At 72.6% G+C, this 17266-nt stretch carries 16 protein-coding genes and 2 tRNA genes; 4 read left to right on the forward strand and 14 right to left on the reverse strand.

Translation table 11 applies throughout. From position 1 onward, the window contains the following. The coding region (locus tag SJ20_RS10970; RefSeq protein ID WP_044659934.1) for a PASTA domain-containing protein at window positions 1–983 on the forward strand (983 nt) is incomplete at its 5' end. Between the two features lie 45 nt (window positions 984–1028). On the opposite strand, the gene SJ20_RS10975 is transcribed toward SJ20_RS10970, so the two are convergent. Beyond that, on the reverse strand, window positions 1029–1682 hold the full coding sequence (locus SJ20_RS10975; protein ID WP_002858195.1) for an aminodeoxychorismate/anthranilate synthase component II: 654 nt from the start codon (window positions 1680–1682) through the stop codon (window positions 1029–1031). Window positions 1683–1838: 156 nt separating this feature from the next. Here SJ20_RS10975 and SJ20_RS10980 point away from each other — a divergent pair, with 156 nt between their 5' ends. Continuing rightward, window positions 1839–2144 (forward strand): cell division protein CrgA, encoded by a 306-nt coding sequence (locus SJ20_RS10980; protein WP_044659935.1) that lies wholly within the window; start codon window positions 1839–1841, stop codon window positions 2142–2144. Window positions 2145–2311: 167 nt separating this feature from the next. On the opposite strand, the gene SJ20_RS10985 is transcribed toward SJ20_RS10980, so the two are convergent. Further along, complete coding sequence (locus SJ20_RS10985) at window positions 2312–3256, reverse strand: rhomboid family intramembrane serine protease (RefSeq protein ID WP_235281302.1); 945 nt, start codon at window positions 3254–3256, stop codon at window positions 2312–2314. Window positions 3257–3267: 11 nt separating this feature from the next. Then, window positions 3268–3798 (reverse strand): peptidylprolyl isomerase, encoded by a 531-nt coding sequence (locus SJ20_RS10990; RefSeq protein WP_010079725.1) that lies wholly within the window; start codon window positions 3796–3798, stop codon window positions 3268–3270. 186 nt (window positions 3799–3984) lie between these two features. On the opposite strand from SJ20_RS10990, the gene SJ20_RS10995 reads away from it, so the two are divergent. Beyond that, window positions 3985–5220, forward strand: a complete 1236-nt coding sequence (locus tag SJ20_RS10995; protein WP_044659937.1) for a hypothetical protein — start codon at window positions 3985–3987, stop codon at window positions 5218–5220. A 216-nt stretch (window positions 5221–5436) separates the two neighbouring features. Beyond that, on the forward strand, window positions 5437–6084 hold the full coding sequence (locus SJ20_RS11000; protein WP_044659938.1) for an MBL fold metallo-hydrolase: 648 nt from the start codon (window positions 5437–5439) through the stop codon (window positions 6082–6084). A 33-nt stretch (window positions 6085–6117) separates the two neighbouring features. Here SJ20_RS11000 and SJ20_RS11005 read toward each other — a convergent pair whose 3' ends face one another. The 11 genes from SJ20_RS11005 to dnaN form a co-directional block, all read right to left on the reverse strand. Continuing rightward, entirely contained in the window at window positions 6118–6345 is a 228-nt protein-coding gene (locus tag SJ20_RS11005) for an amphi-Trp domain-containing protein (protein WP_020624434.1), read from the reverse strand. 76 nt (window positions 6346–6421) lie between these two features. After that, window positions 6422–7210 carry a queuosine precursor transporter gene (locus SJ20_RS11010; protein ID WP_044659939.1) on the reverse strand — a complete coding sequence of 263 codons (789 nt, stop codon included), beginning with the start codon at window positions 7208–7210 and terminating at the stop codon, window positions 6422–6424. A 252-nt stretch (window positions 7211–7462) separates the two neighbouring features. Then, window positions 7463–7535 (reverse strand) — tRNA-Ala (locus SJ20_RS11015). An 11-nt stretch (window positions 7536–7546) separates the two neighbouring features. Further along, on the reverse strand, window positions 7547–7708 hold the full coding sequence (locus SJ20_RS12050) for a hypothetical protein (RefSeq protein WP_020624432.1): 162 nt from the start codon (window positions 7706–7708) through the stop codon (window positions 7547–7549). Between the two features lie 58 nt (window positions 7709–7766). Continuing rightward, window positions 7767–7840: transfer RNA gene (locus SJ20_RS11020), tRNA-Ile, on the reverse strand. 100 nt (window positions 7841–7940) lie between these two features. After that, on the reverse strand, window positions 7941–8441 hold the full coding sequence (locus SJ20_RS11025; protein WP_010079768.1) for a DUF3566 domain-containing protein: 501 nt from the start codon (window positions 8439–8441) through the stop codon (window positions 7941–7943). Then, the gene (gene gyrA / locus SJ20_RS11030) at window positions 8438–11134 is read right to left on the reverse strand and encodes a DNA gyrase subunit A (RefSeq protein ID WP_044659940.1); all 2697 of its coding nucleotides are present in this window, start codon (window positions 11132–11134) and stop codon (window positions 8438–8440) included. The genes SJ20_RS11025 and gyrA overlap by 4 nt, the downstream gene beginning before the upstream one ends. A gap of 68 nt (window positions 11135–11202) precedes the next feature. Then, on the reverse strand, window positions 11203–13353 hold the full coding sequence (gyrB, locus tag SJ20_RS11035) for a DNA topoisomerase (ATP-hydrolyzing) subunit B (RefSeq protein ID WP_036314432.1): 2151 nt from the start codon (window positions 13351–13353) through the stop codon (window positions 11203–11205). A 370-nt stretch (window positions 13354–13723) separates the two neighbouring features. After that, window positions 13724–14287: a DUF721 domain-containing protein gene (locus SJ20_RS11040; protein WP_044659941.1), complete on the reverse strand. Its 564-nt coding sequence runs from the start codon at window positions 14285–14287 to the stop codon at window positions 13724–13726. Continuing rightward, the gene (recF, locus tag SJ20_RS11045; protein WP_044659942.1) at window positions 14280–15494 is read right to left on the reverse strand and encodes a DNA replication/repair protein RecF; all 1215 of its coding nucleotides are present in this window, start codon (window positions 15492–15494) and stop codon (window positions 14280–14282) included. Before recF ends, SJ20_RS11040 begins: the two co-directional genes overlap by 8 nt. 21 nt (window positions 15495–15515) lie before the next feature. Continuing rightward, window positions 15516–16631 carry a DNA polymerase III subunit beta gene (gene dnaN, locus SJ20_RS11050; protein WP_002856446.1) on the reverse strand — a complete coding sequence of 372 codons (1116 nt, stop codon included), beginning with the start codon at window positions 16629–16631 and terminating at the stop codon, window positions 15516–15518. Window positions 16632–17266 lie beyond the last annotated feature (635 nt).

Here is a 17266-nt window from a genome sequence, read left to right on the forward strand (position 1 = left end):
CGTGGCTCGCGGCGGCTCTGCCCACCACCGCGGAGGTGCCCGCGGTGGTGGGGCTGCAGCAGGACGAGGCGGTCGCGGCGCTCGAGGACGCAGGTCTGGTGGCCGTCGTCTCGTCCGCGTACATGGCCGACGCCCCGGACGGGACCGTCACCCAGAGCGACCCGCCGACGGGCACGGAGGTGCCCCGCGGGGCCGAGGTGCGGATCCGGGTGTCCCGCGGCGAGGAGGGCATCGCGCTGTCCGACTCCCTGCACGGGCTGTCCGAGGACGCGGCCCGCCGCGAGCTGGAACGGCTGGGCCTGCGTGTCTCCTCCGTGCAGTACCAGGACGACGGCCGACTCGAACGCGGGCTGCTCGCCCGCACCGACCCCGCGATGGGCACGCACGTGCCGCCCGGCTCCTCCGTGGTGCTGCACCTGTCCAGCGGCATGGTCGACGTGCCGGATGTGGTGGGGATGAGCGCTCCGGACGCGCGGCGTCAGCTGGCGCTGAGCGCCCCCGAGCTGCGCGTGCGGATCCAGGACGAGGACGGCGCGACCACGGACACCGGAACGGTCGTGGCCCAGGATCCGCCCGCCGGCGTCCGCGTGGACAACCGTTCCTCCCTGACCCTGACGGCGTCCTCATGGATCGCGCCCACGGCCGAGCCCTCCGAGCCGGCGCCGCCGTCCAGCGAGGCGCCCGAGCCCACGCCGTCGGCGTCCGCGTCACCGAGCCCCCCGCCGTCGGAGAGCCCCGAGCCCTCCGCGAGCGCGGAACCCTCGCCCTCGCCGTCCGCCTCGGCCACGCCCAGCCCCGAGCCGACGACGACCGCGACGCCGTCACCGACGCAGAGCCCGGCGCCGACGTCGGCGGCCCCGTCGACCTCGCCGGGGCCGACCGAGCAGTCGCCGAGCACCTCGTCCACCGCGACGCCGGTGGACCCGCTGCCGACGCTGACGCCGGAGCCCGAGCCCTCGATCGATCCGCCGCCGTCCACCTGAGCGGACGGGGCGCCGTCGGACCCGCGAACCGGGCCCCGGGGCCGGTCAGTCCTGGCGGACGAGGGGCGAGAGCCGGCCGCCGCGCTCGGCGGCCCCGGAGAGCCCCACGGACTCGAGCCAGTTGCCGAGCATCCGGTAGCCGCCCTCGGTGAGCACGGACTCGGGGTGGAACTGCACGCCCCACAGGGGCGCGGTGCGGTGGGCCAGTCCCATCACGACGCCGTCCTCGGTCTCGGCGGTGATCTCCAGGACCGCCTCGTCCACGGTGGGCCGCACGGCGGCCAGCGAGTGGTAGCGGGTGGCGGTGAACGGCGAGGGGACACCCTCGAACATGGGGTGCTCGCCGTGGCGGACCAGGGACGTCTTGCCGTGCATGAGGGACTCCGCGTGCGTCACGGTCGCGCCGAACGCCTCCGCGATGGCCTGGTGCCCCAGGCACACCCCGAAGAGCGGGCGGCCGCCGTCGGCGGCGGAGCGGATGAGGTCGAGGGAGACACCGGCGTCGGCGGGCGCGCCCGGCCCGGGCGAGATGAGCACCGCCGTGTGCTCGGCCGCGAGCTCGAGGGCGCGGGCGGGGGTGACCTCGTCGTTGCGGATCACGGTGGTGCGGGCCCCGAGCTGCTCGAGGTAGCCCACCAGGGTGTAGACGAAGCTGTCGTAGTTGTCGACGACGAGGACGGAGACCTCGGGGCTCTGCACGGGGGCGCTCTTTCCTCCCCGCCGCGTGGGAGCGGGGTGCATAGACTGGCCGGGCATGTCGCTGACCCCGGTCCTGGGCAGGTCAGCAGGATACCGTCCCCGCCCCGGTCCCCGCCGGTGGGGGCGCCCACCACCCCCCACCCGAGGAGAAGACCCGTGGCAGCACCCGCCGGCAAGCGCAAGGACTCGGCCCGTCGGAAGCGCGAGGAGCTCGAGGCCGCGCGCCGCAGCCGCTCCGCCGTGCGGACGGACCTCGGGGACGTGGACCCGGGTCCGAAGCCCCTCTCCCCCGGGTACAAGGCCGTGATGTTCGGCCTGCTGATCCTCGGTCTGCTCTGGATCATCGTCTACTACCTGACCCAGGGCCTCTTCCCGATCGTGCAGATCGGCGGCTGGAACATCCTCGTGGGCTTCGGCATCGCGCTCGTCGGGTTCCTGATGATGTCCCGCTGGAGCGAATGACACGCGTGTAGTTCTCCACAGCGGTGGACAACCCTGTGGATGAGGGATCCGCACGATCCGGCCCGGAGACGAGTTGTCCCCGGAGTTGTCCACAGGTGTGGACACCCCTGTGGGAAGAAGTGCACACCCGGCTGTGGCGAACTCCGGGGACGGTCGGGGACGACGGCCTAGCCCAGCAGGCCGGCCACCGTGACCCGTGCGGCGCCGAGCACCGTGAGCGCCGCCAGCGCCGCCGCCACGACCACGAGGCCGGCCACCTGGGTGCCCACGGACGGCACGCGCGCGCGGCCGGGGCGCAGCCCGCCGGCCAGGGAGAACACGACGGCGACGACGGCGCCCGTCAGCAGCCCACCCACGTGCACCTGCCAGGCCACCCCGGGCAACAGGAACGAGAACACGAGGTTCAGGCCGATCAGCACAGCGATCGAGCGCACCTGCCCGCCCCGCACCCGGGTGAGCAGGAACAGGGCAGCGAACATGCCGTACACGGCGCCGGACGCCCCGACGACGGGCTGCAGCGGGTCCGAGACCCACAGTGCGAACACCGCACCGCCCACGGCGGAGAGCACGTAGAGGGCGAGGAACCGCCACCAGCCCAGCGCGGGCTCGAGCACGCGCCCGACCACCCACAGCGCGAGCATGTTCAGCAGCAGGTGCGTGGGGCCGGAGACGTCGTGCACGAGCGCGTAGGAGGCCATCCGCCACGGCTCCATGCCGTACGGGGACGTGTAGAGCCCGGCGTACCAGAGCGCCTCGGTCACACCGGACGCCTGATCCCGGGTCATCCACTGCGCCGTATAGACCACCGTCGTGACCGCCAGCAGGATCCAAGTGACGGGCGAGGCGGTGAAGCCCGTCCGCCGTCGGGCCGGGACCGTCGCGGCGGCGCCGGCGGCGGGGGACGGCGTCGGAGCGGGGCCGGCCACGACGCCGGACGCACAGTCCACGCAGACCGGTCCGGCCGCGGAGCCGGGACGCTGGCAGTCGAGGCACGCGGGGCGCCGGCAGACGGCGCAGCGCACATACGCGGCACGGCCCGGATGCCGCGGGCACACCGGGGGTGTGCCGTCCGCGGAGTCCGGGCCGTGCGGGTCAGAGGGGGTGGTGCTCACCGAGGGGCTGCTCAGGCCTCGTCGATGTCGATGGACTCGATGACGACGTCCTCGAGCGGGCGGTCACGGGGATCGGTGGCGACGGCGTTGAGCTCGTCCACGACCTTCTGGGAGGCCTCGTCCTTCACCTCGCCGAAGATGGTGTGCTTGCCGTTGAGCCAGCCGGTGGGCACGGAGGTGATGAAGAACTGCGAGCCGTTGGTGCCGGGGCCGGCGTTGGCCATGGCCAGCAGGTAGGGACGGTCGAACTGCAGCTCGGGGTGGATCTCGTCGCCGAACTGGTAGCCGGGGCCGCCGATGCCCATGCCGAGCGGGTCGCCGCCCTGGATCATGAAGTCCTTGATGATGCGGTGGAACACGGTGCCGGAGTACAGCGGGGCGCCGTTGTTCTTCTCACCGGTCTGCGGGTGGGTCCACTCCTGCTCGCCGGTGGCGAGGCCCACGAAGTTCTTCACGGTCTTCGGGGCGTGGTTGCCGAACAGCTCGACGACGATGTCGCCGTGGTTCGTGTGGATGGTCGCGGTGTGCGTCTTGTTCGCCATGCGCCCCATTGTTCCATCCGCGGCGGCGGGCCGTCCGGATCCCGCCGTCCGGGGTCGGGATCTTCCGCGATCGGCGTACGCACTCCCGGCGTGCCGGGACCCGTGCCACGGCGGGGGTCGGCCACTAGGCTGGGCCTCGAGGACCACCGCGTTCAACGACCATCCAGAACTCACGGGAGGCATCACATGGCCCGCAAGACCCTGCACGACGAGATCCAGCACGACGGCGGCGCGAACGCGTTCGTCGCACGCCAGGCGGAGAACCTGCGCCACTGGGCCGCCCCGAAGGTGGAGTCCACCCGCGCCTGGAGCGAGGTGGCCGCGGCCTACGGGCTGATCGGCGGCTCCGCCGCGGCCGAGGAGGGCCGCCGCAAGGCCCAGGACGCCAAGAAGGAGTACGGCCCCGTGGTCGAGCGCGGGGCGCGGAAGGCCGGTGAGGCCGTCGCGCACCAGTACGGGCTGCTGGCCCCCGCCGTCGCCAAGGGCGTGGACACCGTCCAGGACTTCCTCGAGCACCTGCAGGCCCAGGCGCAGGACGCCGGCCACGAGGTGCAGCAGCAGTTCGCCGCGGCGCGCAAGGACGCCGAGAAGGCCGCGAAGAAGGGCCGCCGTCGTGGGGGCCGCAAGGCCACGCAGGTGCGCCGGGACGGCCGCCAGGCCGCCAAGGGCCTGCGCAAGGACGCGAAGAGGGCCGCCAAGGGCGCCCGCAAGGACGCGCAGCGGTCCGCCGCCCTGTTCAGCGACCGCGCCGGCCAGGCCAAGGACGCCGCCGCCGCGGGCGGCCTGACCCTCGCCGGCCTCCTCGCCACGGGTCTGTCCGCGCTGCAAGAGCAGGGCGGGAAGGTGGCCCCGCAGGTGCAGGCCCGCCTGGCCGACGCCGGCGACTACGCCCAGCGCCGCAAGGAGGAGGTCCTCCCCGTGGCCGCCGCCCGCCTGGCCGACGGCGCCGCGCACGCCCGCAAGACCGCCCACGACGTCGAGGTCCCGGACGCCCTGGAGCAGGCCCTGATCAAGCTCACCGGGGACAAGGCGATCGTGAAGCGCCTGCGCCAGGGCGCCGAGCAGTACGCCGGCGCCGCCGAGAAGGACCTGAACCGTGCCGCCGGTCGCCGGGCCTCCCGCTCGGGCGGCCGCGCCTGGATCGTCGCGGGCATGGCGGCCGCCGCCGCCGGCGCCGGCTTCGCCCTGTGGCGCCTGACCAAGCCGGTGCAGGATCCGTGGACCGCCCCGGTCCCGGGCCCGATCACCGCGAACATCCCGGTGGTGGAGGCCAACAACCCCTACGCCCAGCAGCAGAAGGTCGTGGCCGAGGCCGGCTCGGCCGCGGCGGGTCAGGGCGTGCGGGTGGACACCGCCACGCCGGACCCGGTGGCCGCCGCCAACGCGAAGGTGCTGGGCGTCCAGCCCGGGCAGCAGCGCTGACCCGCTCCCCCGCGCTCTGAGCGCGCAGCGGACGGCGACCGGCCCGCGCATCCTCGGCAGGACCGAGGGGGCGCGGGCCGGCGCGCGTCCGGGCGCAGGTCGGGGCGGGAGCCGGTGGGCCGCCGTCGAACGGGGCGCGGGCCTTGTCCACCGCCGGGAGCGCGCGGGAGGCTGGGAGCGCCCGGGATCCCGACGCCGGGCGGAGGAGTGATCTGCATGAGCACGACCCTGACCCTCTTCGGCCACTCGGCCGTCCGCCTCGAGAAGGCCGGCCGGCGCCTCGCGTTCGACCCCGGCGCGTTCAGCGACGCGGCGGTCCTGGACGGCGCGGACGCCGTCCTCGTGACGCACGGCCACCCGGACCACGTGGTCCCCGAGCAGCTGGCCCGGGCGTTGGCCGGCACGGAGACGCACGTGTGGGCGCCACGGGACCTCACGGGGCCGCTGGCGGAGGCGGGGCTCGACGCCGGACACGTGCACACGGCCGTGCCCGGGGAGACGTTCGAGGCCGCCGGCTTCCGGGTGGAGGTGCTCGGCGGGGAGCACGCGGTGATCCACGCCGAGGTGCCGCGCCCGGTGAACGTGTCCTATCTCGTGGACGGGGCCGTGCTGCACCCCGGCGACTCGTTCACGGTGCCAGACGCCGACGTCGAGGTGCTCCTGCTGCCCGCCGCGGCGCCGTGGCTGCGCATCGCGGACGTGGTGGACCAGATGCGGGCCATCGCGGCGACGCACACCCGCCCCATCCACGACGGCATCCTCAGCGAGGACGGCAAGGGCGTGGTGGATCGGGTGCTCTCGGGTCTCGCCGAGGGCGTGACCGACTACCGGCGCCTGGCCCCCGGGGAGCTCTGGACGTTCTGAGGCACGGGGAGGCAGCGGCCGCCCCGGGGCCGGTCACCAGCTGAGGGTGATCTCCAGCTCGGCGTCGCCGCCGTCCTCGACCTCGAGCTCCACCTCGAGGCCCACGCGGTCCGGGACGGTGACGACGACGTCGCGGCCGCCGTGCTCGACCCGCACCTCGTTCTGCCGGGAGAGCTGGTCGGCGAGGTCGCGTAGGCGTGCGGCGGCCTGCTCACGGCTGAGGGTCTGCTGCTGCTCGTGCTCGAAGAGGTCCTTGCCCATGGCACCGACGGTAGTCGCTGGGCGGGGTGCGCGCGACGGACGGGCCCCGGCGCGGCCGCGCCGGGGCCCGTGCGGGTCAGCGGGACGCGGCCGGGGCGAGGGCGGGATCGTCGTCGCGGTGGATCTCGAAGCCGGGTGCCCGGTAGGTGGGCTCCCGGCGCTTGAGGGCGCGGATGACGAGCAGGGTCACCGGCACGATGAGGATCTCCACGAGCGTCTTGTACGCGAAGCCGGTCACCGTGTAGTTCGCCAGTTCCAGCAGCGAGATGGTGCCGGCGTAGGCGATGGTGCAGAAGATCAGGGTGTCGAAGAACTGGCCGACCACGGTGGAGAGGATGAGCCGGAACGCCACGTGCCGTTCCTTCATGCGCTCCTTGAGGCGGACCACGATGGACGCGTTGAGCAGGGAGCCCACGAGGAACGCGACGAAGCCGGCCACGGTGATCCGCAGCATGGGCGCGAGGGCCTGGTCCCACACCTCGAAGCCCTCGACGGGCGTGGTCCAGGAGACCACCGTGTAGGTGAGGGCGGCGAGCACGAGCATCGCGAAGCCGAGGACGATGGCACGGCGGGCCCGGCGCCAGCCGTACACCTCGGCGAGGATGTCGCCGACGATGTACGCGAACGGGAACAGGAAGGCGCCGCCGTCGAAGATGAGGGGGCCGCCGTCGTAGAAGAGGTCCGAGACGACCGGGACGGTGGGGCCGTAGAAGAGCTTGGCCGCGGTGACGCCGGAGAGGATGAGGAGGGCGGTGAAGACGCCCACGAAGATGTCGTAGTAGCTCGCGGGCACCCGGGCGTAGGCCGGAGTGCCCTGCCCAGAGGCGGGTCGGTCGGGGGACGGGGTGTCGATGGTGGTGTTCACCGGACCATCCAACACCACGCACGACGGCGGTGGGCGCGGTGGGCGGGTCCGGCGGCGGGGGTTCGGGGCAGGCCATCCCCGTCCCTCCGTGGGCAGAAACGCCCTCTCTTCTGCCCACGGGGCCCGAAGTCCTGCGGTTTGTGCCCCAGGAGCCCCCGGGTCGCCGGTTTCTGCCCACGGTGCCGGCGCCGGCGGCCACCCTGGGCAGACGAAAGGGCCCGGGAGTCTCACGACTCCCGGGCCCTTCTTCGGTGGAGGCAAGGGGACTCGAACCCCTAACCCCCTGCTTGCAAAGCAGGTGCGCTACCAATTGCGCCATGCCCCCGTGAGGACCGGTCAGTCCTCCGGTGCCGGCTCGACGCCGTCGGCGTCCTCCGGCAGGTCGTCCGTGGCCGTGGCCCAGACGTCCTTCCCCGCACTGTTCTCCCGCCAGAGACGCGCCCCATAGGCGGCTGCCGCGGCGCTGACCACGAGGGCCACGCGTGCCAGTCGACCCATGGGAAGACCTCCGGAGACGAACGGAGCCCCAGCGGACCGGGGCTCTGTGTGGTGGGAGTGGGCGTACCAAGACTTGAACTTGGGACCTCTTCGTTATCAGCGAAGCGCTCTAACCGCCTGAGCTATACGCCCTCACCGTCGCTCACGGCTGACGCCGTTCACAACAGGAGATGACTGTACAGGAACGCCGACGCCCCGCGCAAATCCGCGCGGGGCGTCGTCGAGGGTCTGCTCAGTCGTCCGTCAGCGTGACGCCGAGGCCGCCCACGAGGCTCGCGCAGAGGTTGTAGAGCAGCGCGGCCACGGTGGCCAGGGCGGTCAGCAGGATGACGTTGACCACGGCCAGCACGGTGGCCAGCGAGGTCACGGTGCTCAGCGGGGCCAGGGACGCCACGGTGTAGCGCCCGGCCTCGGAGCCGAGCACGGTGCCGATCACGTCGTTGACCCTGTCGAAGATCCCGAGGACGTCGGACAGCGAGTACAGCGCCACCGCCGCCACCACCGTGAGGATGCCCAGCGCCACCGAGAGCAGGAACGCCAGCTTCAGCACGGACCACGGGTCCACCCGGGTCAGCACCAGGCGGGCGCGGCGCACCTTGGCCTTCGGGACGGCGCGGACCAGGTCCTCCTGCGAGGACCCGCTGGCCTTGCGCACCGGGCGGCCGGACCGCGGCTCGGCGGCCTTCCCGGTGCTCCGTCCCTGGCCGGGACGCGACGACGCGGACGTGCTCACTGCTCTCCTCCGTCTGCACCCTCACCGGCGTCCTGCGTCAGGGCGTCCTCCGGTGCGGCTACGGGGTCGGTCGGGTCGATGTCTGCGTCCAAGGGTACATCCGGCCCCGCCTCGGCCTCGGCGTCCGCCTTCGCCTCCATCTCCTGCTCGTTGTTCAGGGTGACGGCGACGATCCGGTCCCGCTTGTCCGGCTTGGCGAAGATCACGCCCATCGTGTCGCGGCCCTTGGCCGGCACACCGGCGACGGCGGAGCGCACCACCTTGCCCGAGGCCATCACCACGAGGACCTCCTGGTCCTCGCGCACCACGAGACCGCCGGCGAGCTCGCCGCGGTCGTCCACGAGCTTGGCGACCTTGATGCCGAGGCCGCCGCGGTTCTGCGGGCGGTACTCGTCCACGTGGGTGCGCTTGGCGAAGCCGCCGTCCGTGACGGTGAAGACGTAGCCGTCCTCCTCCACCACGTCCATCGTCAGCAGGGAGTCGTCGTCGCGGAACTTCATGCCGGTCACGCCCGAGGTCGCACGGCCCATGGGACGCAGCGCCTCGTCCGTGGCGGTGAACCGCAGGGACTGGCCCTTGTGCGAGATCAGGATGAGGTCGTCGTCGGGCGAGACCACGCGGGCCGAGACCAGCTCGTCCCCCTCGCGCAGCTTGATGGCGATCAGGCCGGCGGTGCGGTTCGTGTCGTAGTCCAGCAGCGGCGTCTTCTTCACGAGGCCGCCGCGCGTGGCGAGCACGAGGTACGGGGCTCGGCCGTAGTCCACGAGCGGCTGGATCTGGGCGATCCGCTCGTCCGGCTGGAACGCGAGCAGGTTGGCCACGTGCTGGCCCTTCGCGTCGCGGCCGGCCTCGAGCAGCTCGTACGTCTTGATGCGGTACACGCGGCCGAAGTTCGTGAAGAACAGCAGCCAGTGGTGCGTGGACACGGTGAGGAAGTGCTCGACGACGTCGTCGCCGCGCAGCGTCGCCCCCCGCACGCCCTTGCCGCCGCGCGCCTGGGACCGGTACTGGTCGATCCGGGTGCGCTTGACGTAGCCGCCGCGGGTGATGGAGACGACCATCTCCTCCTCGGGGATCAGGTCCTCGATGGACATGTCCCCGTCGAAGCCGGCGATGATCTCGGTGCGGCGGTCGTCGCCGTGCTTGGCCACGATCTCGGCGAGCTCCTCGGAGATGACCTCGCGCTGACGCTGCGGGGACTCCAGGATCCGGTTGTACTCGGCGATCTTCGCCATGAGGTCGTCGTACTCGTCCTGGATCTTCCGGGACTCCAGGGCGGCGAGCTGGCGCAGCTGCATCTGCAGGATGGCCTGGGCCTGGACGTCGTCGATGTCCAGGAGCTCCTTGAGGGCCTCGCGGGCCACGTCCGCCGAGGCCGAGCGGCGGATGGTCGCGATGACCTCGTCCAGCATGTCCAGGGCCTTGAGCAGGCCGCGCAGGATGTGCGCGCGCTCCTCGGCCTTGCGCTTGCGGAACGCGGTGCGGCGCACGATCACGTCGATCTGGTGCTTCACCCAGTGGTGCACGAAGCCGTCCAGGGACAGGGTGCGCGGCACGCCGTCCACGAGCGCGAGCATGTTGGCCGAGAAGTTCGACTGCAGCTCGGTGTGCTTGTAGAGGTTGTTCAGCACCACCTTGGCGACGGCGTCGCGCTTGAGCACGATCACCAGGCGCTGGCCGGTGCGGCCGGAGGTCTCGTCGCGCATGTCCGCGATGCCGCTGATCTTGCCGTCCCGCACCATCTCCGCGATCTTCGCGGCGAGGTTGTCCGGGTTGGTCATGTAGGGCAGCTCGGTGACCACGAGGCACGTGCGGCCCTGGATCTCCTCCACGTTGACCACGGCGCGCATGGTGATGGGGCCGCGGCCGGTCCGGTAGACCTCCTCGATGCCCTTGCGGCCCAGGATCTGGGCGCCCGTGGGGAAGTCGGGGCCGTGCACGCGGGCCAGGAGCGCCTCGAGCAGCTCCTCGCGGGTGGCCTCGGGGTGCTCGAGGTACCACTGCACGCCCGCGGCCACCTCGCGCATGTTGTGCGGCGGGATGTTCGTGGCCATGCCGACGGCGATGCCCGAGGAGCCGTTGACCAGCAGGTTCGGATACCGGGCGGGCAGGACGACGGGCTCCTGCTGCTTGCCGTCGTAGTTGTCCTGCATGTCGACGGTGTCCTCGTCGATGTCCCGGACCATCTCCATGGCCAGCGGGGCCATCTTGGTCTCGGTGTAGCGCTGGGCGGCCGCGCCGTCGTTGCCCGGGGAGCCGAAGTTGCCCTGGCCGAGCGCCAGCGGGTAGCGCTGGACCCAGTCCTGGATGAGGCGCACGAGGGCGTCGTAGATCGCGGTGTCGCCGTGCGGGTGGTAGTTGCCCATCACGTCGCCCACCACGCGGGCGGACTTGTTGAACGCACGGTCCGGGCGGTAGCCGCCGTCGTACATCGCGTAGAGCACGCGACGGTGCACGGGCTTGAGGCCGTCGCGCACGTCCGGCAGCGCGCGGCCGACGATCACGGCCATCGCGTAGTCCAGGTACGAGCGCTTCATCTCCGACTCGAGGTCGACGGGCTCGACCTTGTCGGCGGCGCCCTCGGGGAGCACGTAGTGCTCGACCTCGATGTCCAGGCCGGTCTGGCCGGTCTGCGGGGTCGGGGCGCCCTCGACGGGCTCGTCCGGGGTCTGGGGGGTGGTCTCGTCGCTCACGCGGGTCCTCTCGTGCTCCCCGCGACGGCGGGGAGGGTGGTCGGCTCAGGCAGGTCTGCGGGTCCGGCTCAGACGTCCAGGAAGCGGATGTCCTTGGCGTTCTGCTGGATGAAGGTGCGGCGGGACTCCACGTCCTCGCCCATGAGCATGGAGAAGACGGCGTCCGCGGCGGCGGCGTCCTCCATGGTCACCTGCAGCAGGGTGCGGTGCTCCGGGTCCATGGTGGTGTCCCACAGCTCCTGGTAGTTCATCTCGCCCAGGCCCTTGTAGCGCTGCACCCCGTTGTCCTTGGGGTAGCGCCAGCCCTTGGCCAGGCCGGCCTCGACGGCGGCGTCGCGCTCCTCGTCCGAGAACACGTAGTCGTGCGGGGCGTTGGACCACTTGATGCGGTACAGCGGCGGCTGCGCGAGGAACACGTGGCCGGCCTCGATGAGCGGGCGCATGTACCGGAACAGGACGGTCAGCAGCAGCGTGGTGATGTGCTGGCCGTCCACGTCCGCATCCGCCATGAGCACGATCTTGTGGTACCGCAGCTTGGAGATGTCGAACTCCTCGCCGATGTTGGTGCCGAACGCCGTGATCATCGACTGGATCTCGGCGTTGCCGAGGGCCTTGTCCAGGCGGGCGCGCTCCACGTTCAGGATCTTGCCGCGCAGCGGCAGGATGGCCTGCGTCTCCGGGTTGCGGCCCTGCTTGGCCGAGCCGCCGGCGGAGTCGCCCTCCACGATGTACACCTCGCAGCGCTCGGGGTCCTTCGAGGAGCAGTCGGCCAGCTTGCCGGGCATGCCGAAGGACTCCAGCGGGGACTTGCGGCGCGCGTTGTCCCGGGCCTTGCGGGCGGCCAGGCGGGCGTGCGAGGCCATGATGGCCTTGCGGATGATCTCCTTGGCCGGGCCCGGATTGCGCTCGAACCAGTCGCCGAGGTGGTCCGTGACCGCCTTGGACACGAACCCGCGGGCCTCGGAGTTGCCGAGCTTGGTCTTGGTCTGGCCCTCGAACTGCGGCTCGGAGAGCTTCACGGAGATCACGGCGGTCAGGCCCTCGCGGATGTCCTCGCCCGTGAGGTTGTCCTCCTTGGGCTTGAGGATCTCCTTCTCCCGCGCGTAGCGGTTGACCAGGGAGGTCAGCGCGGCGCGGAAGCCCTCCTCGTGGGTGCCGCCCTCGTGGGTGTTGATCGTGTTCGCGTAGGTGTGCACGGACTCCGAGTAGGCGGAGGTCCACTGCATGGCCACCTCGACGGCCATGGAGCGGCCGTCCGAGACGTCCTCGGCCTCGAAGGCGATGACGTCGTCGTGGACGTACTCGACCTTCTTGGCGGAGTTGAGGTGCTGGACGTAGTCGAGCAGGCCGTTCTCGTACAGGTAGGTGACGGAGCGGCGCTGGGGCTCCTGCTCCGCCTCCTCCGCCAGGCCGTTCTCCGCGACGTCCTCACCGGCGGCGCCCTCGCCCGCGATCTCGTCGTCGACGACCTCGTTGGACTCCTGGACGCGCTCGTCCGTGAGGGTGATGCGCAGGCCCCTGTTGAGGAAGGCCATCTGCTGGAAGCGGGCACGCAGGGTCTCGTAGTCGAACTCGATCGAGTCGAAGATCTCCGGGTCCGGGTAGAACGTCTGCACGGTGCCCGTGGCGTCCGTGGCCTCCCCCTTCACCAGCTCGCCCTGGGGCACGCCGCCGTCCGCGAAGGACATGCGCCACACGTGCCCCTGACGGCGGACCTCGGTGTCCACGCGGCGGGAGAGCGCGTTGACCACGGAGATGCCCACGCCGTGCAGGCCGCCCGAGACGGCGTAGCCGCCGCCGCCGAACTTGCCGCCGGCGTGCAGGATCGTCATGACGACCTCGACGGTCGGCCTCCCCTCGGTGGGGTGCAGGTCCACGGGGATGCCGCGGCCGTCGTCCGCCACGCGCACGCCGCCGTCGGCCTGCAGCGTGACGTCGATGCCGGTGGCGTAGCCGGCCAGCGCCTCGTCCACGGAGTTGTCCACGACCTCGTACACGAGGTGATGCAGGCCCCGCGGGCCGGTGGAGCCGATGTACATGCCGGGGCGCTTGCGGACGGCCTCGAGACCCTCGAGCACGGTGATGGCGCTGGCGCCGTACTCACCGGGCACCTTCCGGTCCTTCACGGGGGTCTCGGGCTGCCCGACGGCGTCCGGCACGGCCTCCGGGTTCGGCGCGGCCGACGCGGCGGTCGGCTCCTCCGCGGGGTTCTCGGGCATGGCGTCAACCACGGGTGGCTCACTTCCTCGGACGTCGGCGGCTGGGTCGACCCGCGCGCAGGCGCGCGACGCCGCCCGGACATAACCGGCACGCGACACGCTCCCGCAGATCCACGGGGGTGGGGGACGGACGACAACCGGCCCCCTTTCACTGGTCCCAGTGTACCGCCTGACACCCCGAGGGCCCGCATCGACGGGGGTCCGCCACGGGAGAACACCCGCTCAGCGGCCAGGGACACGGCTCAGGACGTGCGCAGGAGACCGCCCATGCCTCCCGGGCCGTCCCCGACCCTGTGAGCGCGCCAGAGCGGCGCCCATGGCCTCGCCGCGTCCGGGACGCCGTCGTGCGCCGCGGGGGGCCGCCCCGGACTCAGCCGTAGGTGTCGCGCGGCCCGCGGCCGCCGCGCACGGTGCGCGGCCCCTTGCGCCAGCTCGGGGCCTGCGGCCCCGCCACCTCGATGCGGGTCACGACGCCGGGCCCGAGCGCCTCGTCGAAGCGCTGCAGGAGCACGGGGCTCATCAGGCGCAGCTGCGTGGCCCACGCGGTGGAGCTCGTCCGGACCCGCACCACGGAGTCCTCGAAGCTCTCCGGGCGGCAGTGCAGCGCGATCTCCGGCCCCACCAGCTCGGCCCAGCGGGTGAGCACGGAGCCGACCGCCACGGGGGTGGACCAGCCGCGGTCGCGGATGAGCCGGCCGAACACGGTGGACACCGTGGCCGGGTCCCGGTCCGCACCCCCGAACGGGCGCCGACGGTCCTGCCGCTCCCGGCCGGCCGACGGCGTGCCCGCCATGGCCCCGGCCAGGCCCGCGCCCGTCCCCCGCGCCCGCAGCGGCGCCTCGCCCCGCTCCCGGGCGGCCTCGCGGACCCGACGCAGCTGCACGAGCGCCAGGTCCGGCCGGTCCGGCTCGAACGGGGCGGGGGTCTCAGCCATCGGCGCCGCCCTCGCGCCGGGGCTCGCGGATGTCGCCCTCCACGGGGGCCGCGGCGGCCACGGCCTCGGAGCCCTCCGCGTCCTGGCGGATGAGCACGCGGTGGGCCGTGAGCTCCTCGGGGACGTCCTCGAGCGCGGCGGCCGTGACGATCACCTGCTCGGCCCGGTGCACGAGCGCGGCGAGGCGGCGGCGACGGGCGGCGTCGAGCTCCGCGAACACGTCGTCCAGGATCAGGACGGGGCGGGCGTCGGGGTCCGGGTCGTCGGCCACGAGCACGTCGTAGGCCGCCATGCGCAGGGCCAGCGCCAGCGACCACGTCTCCCCGTGGGAGGCGTAGCCGCGCGCGGGCGCCGGGCCCAGGAAGAGGGCGAGCTCGTCCCGGTGGGGGCCCACCAGGGTGAGCGCCCGCGCCCGCTCCTCCTCCCGCTGGGTCTCGAGCGTCCGGCGCATGTCCACGGCCAGGTCCGCCACGGCCGGGACCTCCGCGTGGGTGCCGCGGGCCAGCGGGACGGTGGACTCGTAGGCGTAGGCCGCCGCCTTGGAGCCGTTGGTCAGCGCCGCGTACATCTCCTGGAGGGGGCGGGCCAGCAGGCGCAGCACGTGCAGGCGGCCGTGGAGCAGGCGGGCGCCGGCGGCGCAGAGGTGCTCGTCCCAGACGGCGAGGGTCGCGTCCTCCTCGGGGCCCCAGCGGCGAGAGCCGCGGCTCGACTTGAGCAGGGCGTTGCGCTGGCGCAGCACGCGTTCGTAGTCGGCGGCGGCCTCGCCGAGGGCCGGACGCAGCTGCACCATGAGCTGGTCGAGGAGACGACGACGGCCACCGGGCTCCCCCGTCACGAGGCTCAGGTCCTCCGGGGCGAAGACCACGGTGCGCAGGATCCCGAGGCCCTCCTTCGCCCGCACGGGGGCGCCGCGGTTGATGGCCACCCGGTTGGACCGGCCCGGCAGGATCTCCAGCTCGAGGGCGACGGTGCGGGACCCGCGGTGCACGCGCCCGGCGATCCGGGCCCGGTCCCGGCCGAAGCGCACGAGCTGCGCGTCCGAGCTGACCCGGTGGGACTGCTGGGCGCCGAGGTAGCCGATCGCCTCCACGAGGTTGGTCTTGCCCACCCCGTTGGCCCCGAGCAGCACCGTGGACCCCGGCGTCAGCTCCAGGTCGGCCCAGCGGTAGGACCGGAAGTCCGCGACGGTGAGGTGGGACAGGTACACGGGAGCGTCCAGCCCCCTGCGTCAGGCGATGCGCACCGGCATCACGAGGTAGCGGTAGTCGGAGACGACGCCGTCCTCCTGGTTCACGCCGGTGAGCAGGGCGGGCTTGGGCGCGGACGTGAACGCGAAGCGCACCTGCGGCTGGTCCACCACGGCCAGGCCCTCGGAGAGGTAGGACGGGTTGAACGCCACGGTGATGTCCTCGCCCTCGAGCGTGCACGGCACGGACTCGTTGGCGCTCGCGTCGTCGCCGGTGCCGGCGTCCAGGGTGACCTGGCCGTCCGTGAACACCATGCGCAGGGCGGTGTTGCGCTCGGCGACGAGGGCCACGCGGCGGGACGCCTCGACCAGGGCGGCGGTGTCCACCACGGCCTGGATGGGGCTGGACTCGGGGAAGAGCGAGCGGATCTTGGGGTACTCGCCGTCCACGAGCACGGAGGTGGTGCGACGGCCGCCGGAGGCGAAGCCCACGAGGTCGGCGGTCTGACCGAGCAGGATCTCCAGGTCGCCGCCGGAGCCGAGGGACTTGGCGACCTCGGTGAGCGTGCGCGCCTTGATGAGCAGCGACGTCGAGAGGGACGGGTCCGCCGGGGTCCAGCGGATCTCCTTCATGGCCAGCCGGTAGCGGTCCGTGGCCAGGAAGGTCATGGTGTCGCCCTCGATCTCCACCTTCACGGCGGTGAGGATCGGCAGGGTGTCGTCCTTGGAGGCGGCGACGGTGACCTGGGCGACGGCGTGGGCGAACGCGGCGCCGTCCACGGTGCCCGCGGGGGCCGGCAGCTCGGGCAGGGCCGGGTAGTCGCCCACGGGCATCGTGGCCAGGGCGAAGCGGGAGGAGCGGCAGGTGACGAGCACCTTGCCGCCGTCGAGCTCCACCGTGACCTGGGCCTGCGGCAGGGAGCGGACGATGTCGTTCAGCAGGCGGCCGGAGACGAGCACCTGGCCCGCGGTCTCGACGTCGGCCTCGATCTCCAGGCGCGCGGAGGTCTCGTAGTCGAAGCTCGCGATGGACACGACGCCGGCCTCGGCCGTGATCAGCAGGCCCGAGAGCACCGGCACCGGCGGGCGCGGGGACAGGGAGCGTGCGGCCCAGGAGACGGCGTCGGTGAGGATGTCGCGTTCGACGGTGAACTTCACGAGCTGCACTGCCTCTCTGGGGGTGATGACGGGGGTTGCGGGCCCGGGGGGAACGGCGACACGCGGGCCTCAGCATAGGCGGTCCGCGCGGTGGGTGTCAGGTCGCCGACGAATGACAGTGGTGTGATTCCACGGATTCCGAGCGCACGGGCGCAGCCCGGGCCCTCGAGGCGCTCAGCTCGGTGCGGGGCGGCGGAGATGATGTTGCTTGGCGGGATCTCTCCAGAGGGATCAGAAGGAGTGGTAGCGGGTGTGGATCCTGTGGAGAACGCGGTTCTGCCGCGCCGACATGCGGATCCGGTTGGGGGAACCGTGTGGACGCCCGCTCGTTCGGGGTGTGCATCCGGTGTGGACGAGCCCCGGAGGCCCTCCCCCCGCTCTGCACAGGCCCGACCGGAGTTGTCCAGACTCATCCCCGGATCCACCCCCCAGTTGTCCACATTCCTGTCCACAGGGTGCGTCCACACCCGTCGAAATCCGCGAGATCATGCGGTTTTCGGCTGTGGAGACCTGTGGATACGTGTGGACCATCGAATGACACCCGTGTGATTCACCAGCCTGTGCACCGTCGTCGTCCCCAGGGGTGTGGACGCGGCGTGAGCGGCCTGATTCCGCCATCCACAGGGGCGGAGGTT

The sequence above is a fragment of the Micrococcus sp. MS-ASIII-49 genome, assembly GCF_000946635.1.
Classification (GTDB): domain Bacteria; phylum Actinomycetota; class Actinomycetes; order Actinomycetales; family Micrococcaceae; genus Micrococcus; species Micrococcus luteus.